Genomic DNA, 15,176 nt, shown 5'->3' with positions numbered 1-15,176 from the left:
TGGTGCCGAGCCGGCCCAGCGCACTGACCATCTGCCGGGTGAGCTGGCGCAGCGTGACCTGTGGTTCCCGCCGGCGTACGTGCCGTTGGGGTTCGGGCAGACCGGCCGCCTCCGGTGCTGGTGATGGTGTCGGGCTATTCGCGGTGGCTGTCGGCGGCGATGATCCCGTCTCGGCAGTCGGCGGATCTGCTGATCGCCACGTTCTCCCACATCGAGCAGGGCCGCGAATGGAAGCGCCTCATTGACGCAGGAGTGGGCGGTGCCGTCGGCCTGGTGGTGGTGGCTTTGCTGCTACCGATCAACCCGATCCGCATTCTTGAGCGGGCTGTCGCACCGGTCGCCGCTACGAACGGGTGGCCCGTTCGACCGGACCCGCGCCGAGGTGTTAAACGGCGCCCGGCTGGCCGGCCAGGCGTACCAGCTCGCGCGGATGAAGATCGGCCTACGGGCGACGGCCATCCAGGTCGGGCAGCGGGCGTTGACAGATCCCGCGCGCCTCGTCGGGCGGTAGGCCGAGCATGCGCAGCAGGTCCTCGGTGACCTGGTCGGTGGCTTCGGCGTCGTCACGCTCGGGGTGGTCGTGCAGCAGTTGCCCGAGGCACAGCGCGGCGCCCGCGACGATCACCGTGGCCAGCTCGGGGTCGCGCACGGTGAACCGGCCCCCGCGGACGGCGTCTTCGATGTCGCGCCGGGCTCGCGGCGCGAGTCCCTTGTCTGAGCCCGCCAGGGTCAGGCCGTTGTTGAGCAGGACCTTGCTCAGCTCGGGTTTGCGGCGGTGGAGGCGTCCGGTCAGCCGGAAACTCTGCGCGAAGACCTGCGCTGGGTCGTCCAGGCCCACGGTCAGCTCGTCGAGCAGCGCGCCGTGGCGCTCGAGGGCGTCCTCGACGGCGGCGCGGAAGAGCTGCTCCCTGCTGTCGAAGTGGTTGTAGAACGACCCCATCCCCACATCCGCGGCCTGGGTGAGCTCCAGGATCGGGACGTTGAGCTTGCCGGCGGCCAGGAAGGCCTGGGCCGCGCGCACGAGCGCGAAACGGGTCCGCGCTTTGCGCCGTTCCAGGCGGTTCGGGGCGTGCCTTGCCTGCTGCACCATGTGTCCACCTCTCCGGTCTCCCCGGCTCACCCTACCGCGACGGCCATCAGACATGACGGAATCGTCATCTGCTCTTGACTGACGCTAAACTCGTCAGTGACGATTTCGTCAGAAGTTCGAAAGGAGCCGGACATGAGCGACCGGCAGGACCCGCACACGGGTCTGCACAGCGAGCAGGGCGGGCTGCCGGGCGAGCACCCGGGGCGGGCCCGTAGCCCGATCGTCAAGGTGCACGACCTGGCCTGGCTGGAGTTCCAGAAGCCCGATCTGCAGCGGGCCGAGCTGTTCGCTCAGGCGTTCGGTTTCACGACGTCGCTGCGCACCCGGGACGAGCTGCACCTGCGGGGCACCGACCCGGGTTCGCCCTGCGTGCTCATCCGACGGGGGCCCCGTTCGCGGTTCATCGGCCCCGCTTTCAAGGCCGCCGAGCCGAACGACGTGCTGCGGCTCGCGGAGGCGACCGGGAGGACGATCGCGGGCCTGCCGGAGAGCCTCGGCGGAGTGACGGTGGATCTGGTCGACCCGAACGGGGCGCAGGTCCGCGTGGTCGCGGACACGCACGAGCTGCCCGCGCTGCCCACGCAGCAGCCCTTGACGCTCAACGTCGGGCACGACGTGGCGCGGGTGTACGCCACCCAGCGGCCGCCGCGGGAGCCGGCCAAGGTGCAGCGACTCGGTCACCTCGTGCTGCAGACCACCAGATACCTCAAGGCGCTCAACTGGTATCTCGAGCACCTGGGCCTGATCGTCAGCGACTTCCTCTACCACCAGGGACAGCGCGAGCGCGGCCCGGTCATGAGCTTCATCCGCTGCGACCGCGGCAGCACACCCACCGATCACCACACGCTCGCCATGACCCTCGGCCCGGCCAACCGGTACGTCCACTCCGCTTTCCAGGTCCCCGACCTCGACTGTCTGGCCGCCGGCGGGGAGCACCTGCTCGACCGGGGCTACCAGCGGTCCTGGGGAATCGGCCGGCACATCCAGGGCAGCCAGATCTTCGACTACTGGCGCGACCCGGACGACTTCCTGGTCGAACACTTCACCGACGGCGACCTGTTCGACTGCACGCTCGAGCCCGGCTGGGCCCCGATGAGCGCCTCCGGGCTCGCCCAGTGGGGCCCGCCCGCCACCAAGGACTTTCTCGGCATGAGACCCGGCCGGGAATCGCTTCGCGAGCTGCGCGCGGTCATCGGCGCGCTGCGCGGGGACAACGAATTCGACCTCCACCGCCTCCACGGCCTGATGAAAGCGTTCACCTCATGACCACCTCCGTCCTGCGCACCCACGACGCCTGGTGGGTGCTCACCCCCACCGGCGCCGCCAAGGTGCACACCAGCGCCACCACCACCGCCGAACTGCTGGCCGACCGGCCGGCGCTCGTCGCGGCCGCGACGAGCGGCGACACCGTTCCGGTCGACGACCTTGCCCTGGTCTCCCCAGTGACGGCGCCCTGCCGGGTCGTCGCCCAGATGACGAACTTCGCCTCGCACGTCAAGGACACCGGCGGAAATCCCGCAACCGTTCCCTTGACCTTCTTCCGCAAGACCTCGGGCTCGATCAGCGGCCCGTTCGCCGACGTGGTCCGCCCCGCCCACGTGCGGCTGCTGGACTACGAGGTGGAGATCGGGCTCATCTTCGGCCGCGAGCTGCCGGTCGGCACGACCATCACCGACGGCAACCTTGCGGAGTACGTCGCGGGCCTGGTGGTCACCAACGACATCTCGGCACGCGACGTCCAGCTGCCCAAGACCCAGTTCTACGAGGCCAAGTCCTACCCCACCTTCACCCCGACAGGTCCCGCGCTGGTGCTGCTCGACGCCGACGAACTCAAGCGGTTCACGGACTTGCGGCTGAAGCTGTGGGTCAACGGCGAGCTCCGGCAGGACATGACTGTCGCCGACATGATCTACCGCCCGGCCCAGGCGCTGCAGGCGCTGACGCGCTTCCAGCGACTCGACCCCGGCGACCTGCTGCTGACCGGCACGCCCGTCGGGACGGCCCTGAGCGCGCCGCCGAAGCCGGTCGCGTTCGTCGCCTCGCTGCTGCCGCCCGCGACGAAGTGGAAGATGTTCTTCAAGGGTCAGGCTCGCAACCCCAGGTACCTCAAGGACGGTGACATCGTCGAGGCCGCCATCGCCACCGACGACGGCGCGATCGATCTGGGTCGCCAGCGCACCGTTGTGCGGTACGCCCAATGACGGGGCCGCTGCTGTGGCCGGACTACGCCACGCCTGCGGACCTCGCCGCGATCGAGGCCGTTCCGCTCGAGGCGCGGGGCCTGCCGGAGTCGACGTACGGGCTGCTCGCCCGAGCGGCGACGCGCTGGCCGGATCGGACAGCGATCAGCGTCCTGCCGGACGCCGCCCGCTGGCATGAGCCGCTGCACCGTACCTTCGCCGAACTCCTGGCCGACGTCCACCGGTACGCGAACCTGCTCCACGACCTAGGGGTGCGGCGGGACGACGCGGTCGCCCTGACGGCACCCAACTGCGCCGAGCTGATCACCGCCACACTGGCCACCCAGCTCGCCGGGATCGCGGCGCCACTGGGCGGCGGCCTTACCCGGCAGCACCTCGCCGAACTCCTCCGGCGCTCCGGCGCCCGCGTCCTCGTCACGGCCGGGCCCGAACTGGCGCCCGCCACCTGGGACACCGCGCAGGCTCTCGCCCGCGACGGCCTGCTGGACGCGATCCTCCTGCTACGGCCCACCGGCGCCGCCGGCGCGCCCGAGCCGCTTCCCGGCATTGACGGGGTGCGCATCGGCTACCTCGGCGAGCTTGCCGCTGCCGAGGATCCGTCGGCCTTCACCGGTGATCTGCCGGGATCCGCCGACCTGGCCGCAGTGTTCCACACCGGCGGCACCACCGGCGCCCCGAAACTCGCCGCGCACACGCACGCAAACGAGGTCAGCGACGCGTGGATGCTGGCCGCCAGCAACCTCTTCGACCAGGAGACCGTGGTCTTCGCGGCCCTTCCGCTGTTTCACGTGAACGCACTCGTGGTCACCCTGCTCGCACCGCTGTTCAAGGGACAGGCGACGGTGTGGGCCGGTCCGCTTGGCTACCGCGACCCCGTCCTGTACGGCGCGTTCTGGAAGATCGTCGAGCACTACCGGGTCGCCGCCATGAGCGCCGTGCCCACCGTCTACGCCACGCTGGCCCGGTGCCCGGTCGACGCCGATATCAGCAGCCTGCGGTTTCCGATGGTGGGAGCTTCACCGCTGCCCGCCGCGGTCCGGGACAGCTTCCAGGCCCACACCGGGGCAGCCCTCGTCGAGGGCTACGGGCTCACCGAAGCGACCTGCGCCAGCGCGCGCAGCTTCCCCGACTCGTGGCGGCCGGGCTCGGTCGGGCAGCGCCTGCCCTACCAACGGGTACGGGTGGTCGCCCCGGACGGAACCTGGAGAGACCTACCGCCCGGAGAGACGGGTCTGCTGGCGATCAGCGGACCGACGGTCTTCCCCGGCTACGTCACCGACCACGACGAGAACGGCCCGGTCCTGGACGGCCTGGGCAAGTTGGTCGACGGCTGGCTGGACACCGGCGACCTCGCACGAATCGACGAGGACGGCTTCGTCCACCTCGCCGGCCGGGCCAAGGACCTCATCATCCGCGGCGGACACAACATCGACCCCGCCACCATCGAGGACGCGCTACTGGCCCACCCGCAGGTCACCGCGGCCAGCGCGGTCGGACGCCCCGACGTCCACGCCGGCGAGGTACCCGTCGCCTACGTCACCCTCGCTCCCGGCGCCACGGTCGCGGAGGAGGAACTGGGCGCCTGGGCGCGCGAGCGGGTGCCCGACCGCGCCGCGGTGCCCAAGACCGTCACGGTCCTCGACGAACTGCCCGTCACCGCCGTCGGCAAGCTCTACAAGCTCGGGCTGCGGGCGGACGCCGCCCGCAGGGAACTCCACGCGGCACTCGACGAGGTAGCCGGCGTGCACGACATCGAGGCCATGATCGAGGGCAGCTCCATCGTGGCCACCGTCAAGACTTCTCCCTCTGCCGAGGATGCCGTCAAGGCGATTCTGGGGCGTTACGCCATTGAATGGCGATTGGTGGTTGTGTCATGACCCTCGCTTCCTCCATCCTCGCGGTGCTGCTCGCGCTGGTCTTCCTCACCCTCGGCACAGCCAAGATCCGGGCCGTGCAACCGATGCGGGAGCTGGCCGCGGAGGCGGGTTTCTCCGTGGCGGCCTATCGGCGCATCGGCCTGCTCGAGGTCGCCGCGGCGGTCGGACTGCTGATCGGCTTGTTCCAGCCGTTGGTCGGCGTCCTCGCCGGTGCCGGGCTGCTGCTTCTGCTGAGCGGGGCCCTCGTGGTGCACCTGCGCAAGGGAGACGGCCCGAAGAAGTACGCACCGGCCCTCGTCTGCGGGCTCCTCGTCGCCACCTACCTCGTTCTTGAGTTGCTGAAGTGATGACCGAGGTTCCGGTAGTGATCGTCGGCGCGGGCCCCACCGGGCTCACCGCCGCGACGCTGCTCGCGCAGTACGGCGTCGAGTGCCTGGTCCTCGACCGTTGGGAGTCGATCTACCCGCAGCCCCGGGCCGTCGCGCTGGACGACGAGGTCCACCGGATCCTCGCGCGACTCGGGCTGCGCGACGCCTTCGCCGCGATCTCCCGCCCGCACCGGGGCCTGCGCCTCCTCGACCGGAACATGCGGGTGCTGGCCGAGTTCCCGCGCGGCACGGCGCCGGGCCGGCACGGCTACCCGCAGGGCAGCATGTTCGACCAGCCGGAGCTGGAGGCGATCCTCCGCCGCAACCTCCAGCGGTTCGGCACGGTCACCCTCCGCGGCAACGCCGAGGTCACCGCGTTGACGCAGGACTCCGGCGGGGTGCGGGTCGACGTCACCGACACCGCCACCGGCGAGCCGGGGTCCGTGCGGGCGGCGTACGTCCTGGGCTGCGACGGCGCCAACAGCCTGACCCGGGCCTCGATCGGCGCCACCATGCGGGACCTGGGCTTCACGCAACGCTGGCTCGTCATCGACGTGGCCACCGAGGCCGACCTCGGCCAGTGGGAGGGCGTGCACCAACTCTCCGACCCGGCCCGCGCCGGCACCTACATGCGGATCGGGAGAACCCGCTACCGCTGGGAGTTCCAGCTGAGCCCCGGCGAGACCGCCGACGACTACCGCGACATGGCCCGACTGCATCCGCTGATCTCGCGCTGGACCGGGGACATCCCTGTCGCGGAGCTGAAGATCATCCGGGTTGCCGAGTACACCTTCCGCGCGCAGGTCGCCGACCGCTGGCGCGACCGGCGGGTGTTCCTGCTCGGCGACGCCGCCCACCTCACCCCACCGTTCATCGGCCAGGGCCTGTGCGCCGGGCTGCGCGACGCGATGAACCTCGCCTGGAAGCTCGCCGGCGTGCTCCGCGGGACCCTCGCCGAAACCGCGCTCGACACCTACCAGATCGAACGCGGCCAGCACGCCCGCGCCATGATCAAGCTGGCCCGGCTCATCGGTACGGCGATGACAGCCGGCGGCGAGTGGGGCAACGTCATCCGTCGCGCCGTGGCGCCCCGGTTGCACCTCGTGCCGGGCCTCACGGACCTGGCCACGGACAGCCGGACACCGCCGCTGCGCCGCTCCGACCTCGTGGTGCGGCCACGGCTGCGCCGCGGCCTCGCCGGCGGGCTCTGCCCGAACGCGATCATCGACGGCGACCGCCGCTTCGACGACGTGGCCGCCGGCCGCTTCGCGATCGTCACGTCCACCGAGCTGTCGACAGCGCTACGGGCCGACATCGAACGGCACGGAGCAGTTCTGATCGTTGCCAGCCCGGGCAGCGCACTGCACCGATGGTTGCGGACGGGCGCCGCTCGCGCGGCCGTCGTCCGCCCCGACGGCACCGTTCTCCATGCCGGTCGCCGGCTGCTTCCCCAGATGATCGATGCTGTCCGCCCGGCGGGCGGTGACCAATGGCTCGGAGGCTCTGCGGTTGTTGTCAAAGGCCGTGGTCCGCACTTTGGTGATTGAGCACCACTACCGATGGCGGTGTCGTTAGGCTCACCCCCGGGAGAAGCCAGGCGACCGCCGCGCTCGACCTCCTCGGCATCGAAGCCTGGTGGGCCTCGGCCCGAATGGAAGCGGTGGGCGGTGGTGACATGCGGGTCGCACTGGCACTCGGCGGAGGCGGGGCTCGCGGCTACGCGCACATCGGCGTGATCCAGGTCCTCGAAGAGTCTGGGTTGGAGATCACCGGTGTCGCCGGTTCGTCGATAGGCGCCCTGGTCGGTGGGCTGTACGCGGCGGGCAAGCTTGACACGTACGTCGAATGGGTACGCAGCATCGGCCACCGCGAGGTGCTGCGCCTGCTCGACCCGGCCATACGCGCACCAGGCGCAATACGGGCCGACAAGGTCATGGCCCGGGTCGGCGAGTTGCTCGACGGCGTGCGCATCGAGCAGTTGCCCATGCCCTTCACGGCGGTCGCGACGGACCTGCTGGCCCGCCGTGCAGTGTGGTTCCAGCACGGTCCGCTGGACATCGCCGTGCGTGCTTCTATCGCACTGCCTCCCGTGATCACCCCGGTCATGGTCAACGGCCGGCTGCTCGCCGATGGCGGCCTGATGGATCCGCTGCCGATGGCGCCAACCACCTCGGTACCGGCCGACGCGGTCGTCGCCGTCTCCCTCAACGGCGCCCGCGCGAACTTCCATCACGCGGCCCCGATTCGGGAGTCGGCCGACCCGCACCCGACTCGAGTGCCGTGGAATCAGATGCAGGGGGACATCCGACCCTCCGATCGGGACGGCATCGGCACCGGTCTGCCCGACGACGGCGACCCGGCGAACGACGCCGCCATGGGGACCATCACCACGGAAGACCGGGAACCGCGGGACCTGCCCGCCGGCTTGCGCGGAGCCGACGTAGTCAGCCTGTCCATCGAGGCCGTCGAGGACCTTCTCATCCGGTATCGGCTGGCCGGCCACCCACCGGACCTGCTGATCGAAATCCCGAGGGACGCCTGCCGCGGCCATGAGTTTCACCGGGCACCCGAGATGATCGAAGTAGGCCGGCGGGCAGCACACGACGCACTCGCCTCAAGCGGCTTCGCGCGCTGAGAGCGCCACGTTCCTGTCCACCCGGACAGCCGTTCCTGTCCGCTCCACCAGCGGCACGCCGCCGGCGCCAGCAGCTGGATCAGCCTGGCCCAGGCTCACGCCGACATGCAGCCGTGACGAGCGCCGTGCGGGACGCCGAGCCGGAACACAAGCTGGAGGTCTACCGCAGTCTCGGGCTGAACCTGACCTACGACCCGGAAACACAAACGGTGCGGGCAAGTGTAGATCTTGCCGCGCACCGTTGGGATTCGGTTCGTGTCCGAGGGACGACACGAACCATTACCCCACCACCGATGACGATCGGCACGAACTTGAAGCTCGCACAACTCTAGCCGGTCCGGCGGTGGCGGCGCTGGTCGGCAAGTAGCCGGCACAGGAGCAGGCCGTCGTGCCGTCATACGGGAATCGACTCCGGTGGCGTCGTGGCTGGCCTGCCCATGGTCGCCCCGAGCTCGGCGTGGCTGGAGATGCATAGTTTCGGTAGACCCGGGCGAGGCTGGCCTCGACGGTCTTTGGGTTGATGAGCCGACGCGGGATGCGTCGAAGGCTGTGCGGTGCGTACAGTTCCGGGTCGGACTTGGGGTGGGCCGGGTAGATCCGGCGCAGGGAACGGGACGAGACAGCGACGGTATGACGGCGGACAACATTACGGAAACCGGTCAATACGGCATTGACCGCGGCCGGCTGGAGACCTGTCTCAGCGTCTTCGAGGCGTTGGAGGACCTGCCTCCCGATCACCCCGACGTGGTGCGGGTGCAACGGGCTACCGCGAAGCTCTACAAGGTGATCAAGCAGCGGCGACGCGAGGAACGGCGGGATGCCATTGCGGCGGCCGACCGCGCGGTGACGGAGGCCACCGCCACCGGCGCCCCGGGCCGGATCGACGACGAGACCCAGGGCATCCCGCTCGCCTCCCCAACCGTGGGTGCCACGGCCGGTTTCCTGCACAATCCGCGCGGCTGCTACGTCTGCAAGCAGCGTTACCGCGAGGTGGACGCCTTCTACCATCAGCTCTGTCCGCCCTGCGCCGCGCTCAACCGGGAGCGCCGGAACGCCCGCACCGACCTGACCGGCCGGCGCGCGCTGCTCACCGGCGGCCGGGCGAAGATCGGCATGTACATCGCGCTGCGGCTGCTGCGCGACGGCGCGCACACCACGGTGACCACACGGTTTCCCCACGACGCGGTCCGCCGATTCGCCGCGATGCCGGACAGCGGGGACTGGCTGCACCGCCTGCGGATCGTCGGGATCGACCTGCGCGACCCCGCCCAGGTGATCGCCCTCGCTGACTCGGTCAGCGCCCAGGGACCACTCGACATCCTGATCAACAACGCGGCGCAGACCGTCCGCCGCACGCCCGGGGCATACGCGCAGCTCGTCGCCGCGGAGGCGGCGGCCCTGCCGGACGGCCCGCTGCCGGAGATGATCACGTTCGCCAAACCAGCCGGCCGGGGCGACCCGGCGGGCAGCGTGACCGCCCCACCGCAGTCGGCCGCGATCCCCCCGCACGCGCTCACCGCGCTGGCGCTGACCAGCGGCTCCGCCTCGCCGGAACGGATCGCGGCAGCCACCGCCATCGACGCCGGCGGTCTGGTGCCGGACCTCGACCCGGTCAACAGCTGGGTGCAGCGGGTGCACGAGGTGAACCCGATCGAGCTGCTCGAAGTGCAGCTATGCAACGTGACTGCGCCGTTCGTGCTGGTCAGCCGGCTGCGACCGGCGATGGCCGCAGCGACCGCCCGCCGCAAGTACGTGGTGAACGTGTCGGCGATGGAGGGCCAGTTCGCCCGCGGCTACAAGGGGCCGGGGCACCCGCACACCAACATGGCCAAGGCCGCGCTGAACATGCTGACCCGGACCAGCGCCCAGGAGATGCTGGCCGACGGCATCCTCATGACCAGCGTCGACACCGGCTGGATCACCGACGAGCGGCCCCACCCGACGAAGATGCGGCTGGCGGACGCCGGCTTCCACGCCCCGCTGGACTTGGTCGACGGCGCGGCCCGGGTCTACGACCCGATCGTCCGCGGCGAACAGGGCGAAGACCTGTACGGCTGCTTCCTGAAGGACTACGCGCCCTGCGCCTGGTGATCAGCGCGCCCACCCCGCCGTCGGCCGCCCGGGCTCAGGCCGGCACGGTCAGCACCGTCTGCGCCGTCCACCGCAGGTGCAAGCTGCGGTGGCTGCCGCGATGGAGTCGTTCTTCGCCCTGCCGCAGAAGAACGTCCCCGATCGGCAACGCCGGGCAACCCGCCAGGAGCTGCGCCCGGCGATCGTGACCTGGATCGAACGGACCTACCACCGCCGTCGACGGCAACGACGCCTCGGCAAGCTGACGCCCATCGAGTTTGAGACAATCAACAGCCCGCACACGCGGCGGCGACGAGCCGGCGGGCCAGTCGGGCGCCGATGGTGCGGCCGGTGTCGGCCGGGCCGCGGGCGCTGCACCACAAGGTGACCGGCACCGGCGGGTCGCCGGCGACCAGGTCGATCAGGGCCGGGTCGATGGGCTGGGCATGGTCGGGGTGGTGCTGCGGCGTGTGCTCGCTCATGTGTTGTCGGCTCCGCGCCGCGCCGTGATGCGCTGACATCCTCAAACCGGCGTTTGTCAGCTCTGGCGGACACCCCCGGGCCTGACAGAGGTCTGACAGCACCGCCGTGGCGGCCCTGGAAGCAGGCCGTCCCCGTGCGGTCAGACCGGCGCCCCCAGGGCCGTCGACGCCACTGACCTGATGGAAGGCGACGGACACCCCTGCCGGGGCGACGACGGATCCCGATGACATCGGTGGGTGGAGGCACCTGTCAGACCCGCGCCGCGTCGTGCCAGAGCTCGCATGTCAGGTCTGTGTGGACATGCGGTGTCGTCGATGACAGCGCCGCGACGTCGTGTCATCCGGCGATGCCACTGTCCCGATCGCGGTTCATCGCCGCCGTGACGGACGCCGTGCCTCGGTGCCGCCGTCAGGATGGCGGTGTCTGACAGCGGCGGGCTGGCCGAAGCCGTCGTGGCGTCACGGCGAGGTTGCCAGACCGCCTTCAGACCCCGCTGACCGGCACGGCCAGGGCTGTCAGATTTGCTGGTGCGGCTGGTGTCATCACCGGGCTGGCGGTGCCAACGTGCAGGTCAAGGTCGATGTGTCAGACCGCTGTCAGGGTCGGCGCCGGGGGCCGCCGTTGTCTGTCAGGTCGGCGCGCCGGGGCGCGGGCTCGCTGTCGTCGTGCTGCTGGCCTGGGCTGTCAGAAGTCTGTGAGGTCGCCGTGGCGCAATCGGTGTCTTCCGCGCCAGGCCGACATCGTCTCGGCGTGTCATCGATGACCTTTGGCAGACGTGGAGTGTGTGGACATGACCGTGTCCGACCCGGGCTGGCCCGACTCGCCGCTGGACGCCGTCGACGCCGCTTTCGCGGCGCTGACCACCGGCCCCGACCCGATGACACTCGACCTGGACACCCTCGGACCTGACAACGGCTTGCCGTCCCGTGTCATGACACTGCCGGCACTGCGGGATTGCTGCTGCCACATCCCCGCTCCTACTCGGCGCGTGACGCGGTGTGGCGGGACCTGGTCCGCCGCGCCCGCCTGGACGGACCCTCCTGGGTCATCGCGGCGGCGGCGATGGCGATGGCGATGCCCGCGTTACGCCGGCACGCCGGGCAGCTGCACGCCGGTTGGTCCGGTGACGCCGCCGACCTGGACGCGGAGATCCTCACCGGTTCCCTCACCGCCCTGCGCGACCGCGTCGACCTGGCCAAGCCCGCCCCGCATGCGGCGCTGTGCATGGCCGCCTGGCGGGCCGGACACGAACTGCTGCGCGCCACCGGCACCACGCTGCCGGTGCAGGACGTCGAGCACGTCACCGGCCCCCGCACCCCGCACGTCCTCTACGGCCACCCCAACCTGCTCGTTCGGCGCGCCGCCCGGCTCGGTCTGCTCGAGCACACCGACCTCGAACCCCTACATCGACCTGCGGCTCGGGTATCAGGCGATCGAACCCATCGCCGCGCGCCTGGGCATCACCGTCGACGCCCTGCATATGCGGATGAACGGCATCGACGAACACCTCGCCGACGCTCTGGTTAAAGGGACTGCTCACCAGCGTCGTGTCCCCCAGACCCGCGAGTACCTGCAGAACCAGTCCGTGCAGCGCACGCGGACCCGCACCGGCCGCGCCGCCACCCGGCCCAGGCAGACGGCGCCCCCCGGCAGCCGCCGCTGCCTGACCTGCACGACGTCCCCGAGGCGGGTCCGATCGGACCGCGCCACTGCTGCCGCGCCATCCTGCTACGCGACCGTCAAGCGCACCATGCGCTACCCGAAATCCAGCTTCGACATGGGCAAGGGCCTCGACGGCGGTGCCCTGCTCGTCCGGATGCTGAAGGGCTAGCTCGGGGAGCACACCAGCAAGCTGCTCGGCTCCCTGGTGCTGGCGCAGGTGTGGCAGGCGGCCACCGCCCGGGCGAAAATCGCGCCCGACAAGCGGCGCGACGCCACACTGATCATCGACGAGGCGCAGAACTTCCCCACCTTCGCCAACTCGCTGGACACAATGCTCGCCGAGGCCCGCAAGCACCGGCTGTCCCTGGTCCTGTCGCACCAGGACCTCGCCCAATTCCCGAAGGCCCTCCTGGCCGTCGCGTCCGCGAACGCCCGCAACAAGATCCATTTCTCCTGGGCACCGCAGGACGCGCGGGTCCTCGCCCGGCACACCCTGCCGGAACTCGACGAGCACGACCTGACCCACCTCGACGCCTACACCGCCACCACCCGCCTGGTGGTGGGGGGCCGGCAGACTCCGGCGTTCACCATAAAAACCCGACCACCTAAGCCGCTGGTGGGCGAGGCGGCCGCGATCCGGCAGTCCGCAGCGCACGCGGTCCCGGCGCATGACACCAGCGCGGTCGACACTCTCGTCGATCGGTACTCGAGACCGCCCGACCAAAAGCGCACGTCCCGTCCCAGGGGCGACAGGAGCAATCCGTGAGGGCCCCTGGGCGAGGGCTGTGGGTATCCCCTCGCGTCGGTCAGCCGTCCGGCAAGGGCCTTCCGTCGCCCCTTCCGCAGACGCTTCCTCAGCCCTTCACGACCGACTGTCCATCACCCCTGACGGACTCGCCTTGAACAGGTCTGTCAGTGCTGCACAACGCGGCCAACCAGCATTGGCCCCGACCGACGCTGATTCCAGACACCCCTAATAGGGGTACAACTCTTCGCCTGAAGGGAACCCGCCTGTCCGCCGAACACTCCGACCCGCAGTGCCCTGACCCCACTCCTGCGAGCCCTCCTCACCCGACCGCCAGCGATGATCACCTGTGCCGTCTTGTCCGTCCGTAGAGCGCGCATCGGTCTCAACCGGTGTTTCAGCAGGCTGTGATCAGCCTCGACCGGATTGTTGGCGTACCGCTCGACGTGGTGCCACGCCTGCGGGATCAGCTCATCCAGGACGCCGGCGTAGACCACCGCGGCGTCGGTGACCACCTCCGCGGGTGTCACCTTCAACGTCGACAGCGCCCGGCGGAAGAACGCCGGGCCGCGTCGGCGTCGCGACGTGCCGAGACCAGCATGTCGATGACCTGCCCGTACTGGTCGACCGCCCGGTACACGTAGCGCCATACCCCGTTGACCTTGAGGTAGGTCTCGTCGACGAGCCACGTGTCGCTTGGCGAGTGGCGGCAAACCGGGCGGCGTCGGCCAGCAGCGGCGTGAACCGCTGCACCCACCGGTAGGCGGTGACGGGATCGACCTCGACGCCACGTTCGACCAGTAGTTCCTCAACGTCGCGATACGAGAGGTTGAAGCGCAGATACCAGCTGACCGCGACGACGAACACCTCCGCGAGGGAAACGGAACCCGACGAACGTCGACTTCGGAGGCAGCCACGGGCCGGGACGCGTCGATGCCTTCACTGCTCAAGCCTGCGTCGATCTTGCCAACGCTCAATGCAACGGTGCCCCGCCAGCCCTTTGCGCCGACGTGCTCGCCGACCACCTCGTAGTCCCGACGGTACGTATGCCAAACGCGCATCCCTCTCACGGTGGGTGAGCACCTATACTCGGGGGCGTGTCGGCGTCCGGGCAGTCCCGCAACAGTCTGGTGGCGGAACCCGGGCAGACGGCCCACGAGTGGCTCGCCCATGACATCGGGCACGTGATCCGGCTCGGCCGGCAGCTCCACACGGCTTTCAAGAACGCGGACTCTCCGAGCCTGTTGACCCCGGCCCAGTTCGCGGTTCTGCTGTCCCTGTCCCGAGTGCCCGATATCGACCAGCGGACGGTGGCCGACCTGGCCGCCCTCGACCAGTCGACCGTGAGCCAGCTCGTCCGGCGGCTGATCGACAAAGATCTCCTCACGTCGCGGGCCGACCCGAATGATGCCCGCCGGCACATCCTGCGCGCTTCCCGGGCGGCGGTGGACCTGGTCGAGTCCGACGGCCGGCGGCTGCGGCGGGCCGACGAACTGTTCCTGGCTCCCCTGTCGCCGGCCGAGCGGTCGTGGCTATTGACCCAGCTGCGGCTGATCGCGTTCTCCCGGCTGCCCGACGCTTCGACCTACCAGTTGCCGGAAAGCTCGGACGGCATCGCCATCGCCGAGACCAACTGGGCCTTCGGCCGGCTGATCCGGCTCTGCCTGCAGCTGCACGACGCCTTCTGGGCCGAGGAGATCGGCTCGATCGTCACCCCGGTCAGCCACACGGCCCTCGGCGTCCTCGCCGGCACCGGCCCGCTCGAACAAGGCGTCCTCGGCGAGGCGCTCTCGCTGGACAAGGCGTCCACCGCTGGGCTGGTGTCGCGAATGGAACGCGACGGCCTGCTCGAGATCCGCCTGCATGACGGCGACCGCCGCCGCAAGGTGTTGCGCCTCACGTCACGCGGCCGCGACACGCTCAAGCTGACCGCGCGACCGTTCGCCTGCGTCTCCCACCGTCTGCTCGAACCCGTCCGGCCCGACAACCGGGGCCACCTGCTCGACGTCCTCCGCAAAGTGACCGTCGGCCGTCAGTGAAGGTGG

The 15,176-nt window shown here is 70.3% G+C and carries 12 protein-coding genes and 4 pseudogenes; 12 read left to right on the top strand and 4 right to left on the bottom strand.

The annotated features are described in order from the left end of the window. Positions 1-7 precede the first annotated feature (7 nt). A pseudogene (locus NFX44_RS26700) lies at positions 8-189 on the top strand (IS21 family transposase); the annotation flags it as partial. Between the two features lie 253 nt (positions 190-442). Here the strand turns inward: NFX44_RS26700 and NFX44_RS26695 are convergent. After that, the gene (locus tag NFX44_RS26695; RefSeq protein ID WP_262286349.1) at positions 443-1,090 is read right to left on the bottom strand and encodes a TetR/AcrR family transcriptional regulator; all 648 of its coding nucleotides are present in this window, start codon (positions 1,088-1,090) and stop codon (positions 443-445) included. Positions 1,091-1,222: 132 nt separating this feature from the next. Here NFX44_RS26695 and NFX44_RS26690 point away from each other — a divergent pair, with 132 nt between their 5' ends. The 9 genes and pseudogenes from NFX44_RS26690 to NFX44_RS26650 form a co-directional block, all read left to right on the top strand. Beyond that, on the top strand, positions 1,223-2,356 hold the full coding sequence (locus tag NFX44_RS26690; RefSeq protein ID WP_262286348.1) for a VOC family protein: 1,134 nt from the start codon (positions 1,223-1,225) through the stop codon (positions 2,354-2,356). Continuing rightward, positions 2,353-3,291, top strand: coding sequence for a fumarylacetoacetate hydrolase family protein (locus NFX44_RS26685; RefSeq protein ID WP_262286347.1), 939 nt, complete (start codon positions 2,353-2,355; stop codon positions 3,289-3,291). Before NFX44_RS26690 ends, NFX44_RS26685 begins: the two co-directional genes overlap by 4 nt. Further along, positions 3,288-5,168 carry an acyl-CoA synthetase gene (locus tag NFX44_RS26680; RefSeq protein ID WP_262286346.1) on the top strand — a complete coding sequence of 627 codons (1,881 nt, stop codon included), beginning with the start codon at positions 3,288-3,290 and terminating at the stop codon, positions 5,166-5,168. Before NFX44_RS26685 ends, NFX44_RS26680 begins: the two co-directional genes overlap by 4 nt. Further along, positions 5,165-5,515 (top strand): DoxX family protein, encoded by a 351-nt coding sequence (locus NFX44_RS26675; protein ID WP_262286345.1) that lies wholly within the window; start codon positions 5,165-5,167, stop codon positions 5,513-5,515. Before NFX44_RS26680 ends, NFX44_RS26675 begins: the two co-directional genes overlap by 4 nt. A gap of 17 nt (positions 5,516-5,532) precedes the next feature. Continuing rightward, complete coding sequence (locus tag NFX44_RS26670; protein ID WP_262286344.1) at positions 5,533-7,083, top strand: bifunctional 3-(3-hydroxy-phenyl)propionate/3-hydroxycinnamic acid hydroxylase; 1,551 nt, start codon at positions 5,533-5,535, stop codon at positions 7,081-7,083. Next, the gene (locus tag NFX44_RS26665) at positions 7,080-8,171 is read left to right on the top strand and encodes a patatin-like phospholipase family protein (RefSeq protein ID WP_262286343.1); all 1,092 of its coding nucleotides are present in this window, start codon (positions 7,080-7,082) and stop codon (positions 8,169-8,171) included. The genes NFX44_RS26670 and NFX44_RS26665 overlap by 4 nt, the downstream gene beginning before the upstream one ends. Before the next feature lie 113 nt (positions 8,172-8,284). Then, positions 8,285-8,503, top strand: a complete 219-nt coding sequence (locus tag NFX44_RS26660) for a hypothetical protein (protein ID WP_262286342.1) — start codon at positions 8,285-8,287, stop codon at positions 8,501-8,503. Positions 8,504-8,801: 298 nt separating this feature from the next. Then, complete coding sequence (locus NFX44_RS26655) at positions 8,802-10,262, top strand: SDR family oxidoreductase (protein WP_262286341.1); 1,461 nt, start codon at positions 8,802-8,804, stop codon at positions 10,260-10,262. Between the two features lie 94 nt (positions 10,263-10,356). Further along, a pseudogene (locus NFX44_RS26650) lies at positions 10,357-10,533 on the top strand (IS3 family transposase); the annotation flags it as partial. Here NFX44_RS26650 and NFX44_RS26645 read toward each other — a convergent pair. Both NFX44_RS26645 and NFX44_RS33290 read right to left on the bottom strand, forming a co-directional pair. Further along, a complete protein-coding gene (locus tag NFX44_RS26645; protein ID WP_262286416.1) occupies positions 10,529-10,723 on the bottom strand; it encodes a hypothetical protein in 195 nt (64 codons plus the stop codon). The pseudogene NFX44_RS26650 and the gene NFX44_RS26645 sit on opposite strands and share 5 nt — an antisense overlap. A 1,084-nt stretch (positions 10,724-11,807) precedes the next feature. Continuing rightward, entirely contained in the window at positions 11,808-12,110 is a 303-nt protein-coding gene (locus tag NFX44_RS33290; RefSeq protein ID WP_315974638.1) for a hypothetical protein, read from the bottom strand. A gap of 330 nt (positions 12,111-12,440) precedes the next feature. Between NFX44_RS33290 and NFX44_RS26635 the strand changes: the two are divergent. Continuing rightward, positions 12,441-13,152 (top strand): annotated as a pseudogene (locus NFX44_RS26635) (type VI secretion protein); the annotation flags it as partial. A gap of 146 nt (positions 13,153-13,298) precedes the next feature. Here NFX44_RS26635 and NFX44_RS26630 read toward each other — a convergent pair. Beyond that, a pseudogene (locus NFX44_RS26630) lies at positions 13,299-14,044 on the bottom strand (IS6 family transposase). 184 nt (positions 14,045-14,228) lie between these two features. Between NFX44_RS26630 and NFX44_RS26625 the strand changes: the two are divergent. After that, positions 14,229-15,170 carry a MarR family transcriptional regulator gene (locus tag NFX44_RS26625; protein ID WP_315974637.1) on the top strand — a complete coding sequence of 314 codons (942 nt, stop codon included), beginning with the start codon at positions 14,229-14,231 and terminating at the stop codon, positions 15,168-15,170. Positions 15,171-15,176 lie beyond the last annotated feature (6 nt).

Origin of the sequence: Micromonospora sp. MA102 (assembly GCF_025460765.1) — a bacterium.
Classification (GTDB): domain Bacteria; phylum Actinomycetota; class Actinomycetes; order Mycobacteriales; family Micromonosporaceae; genus Micromonospora; species Micromonospora halotolerans.
Note: the sequence above shows the minus strand (reverse complement) of the source record. Positions and strands in the feature narration are given on the sequence as shown.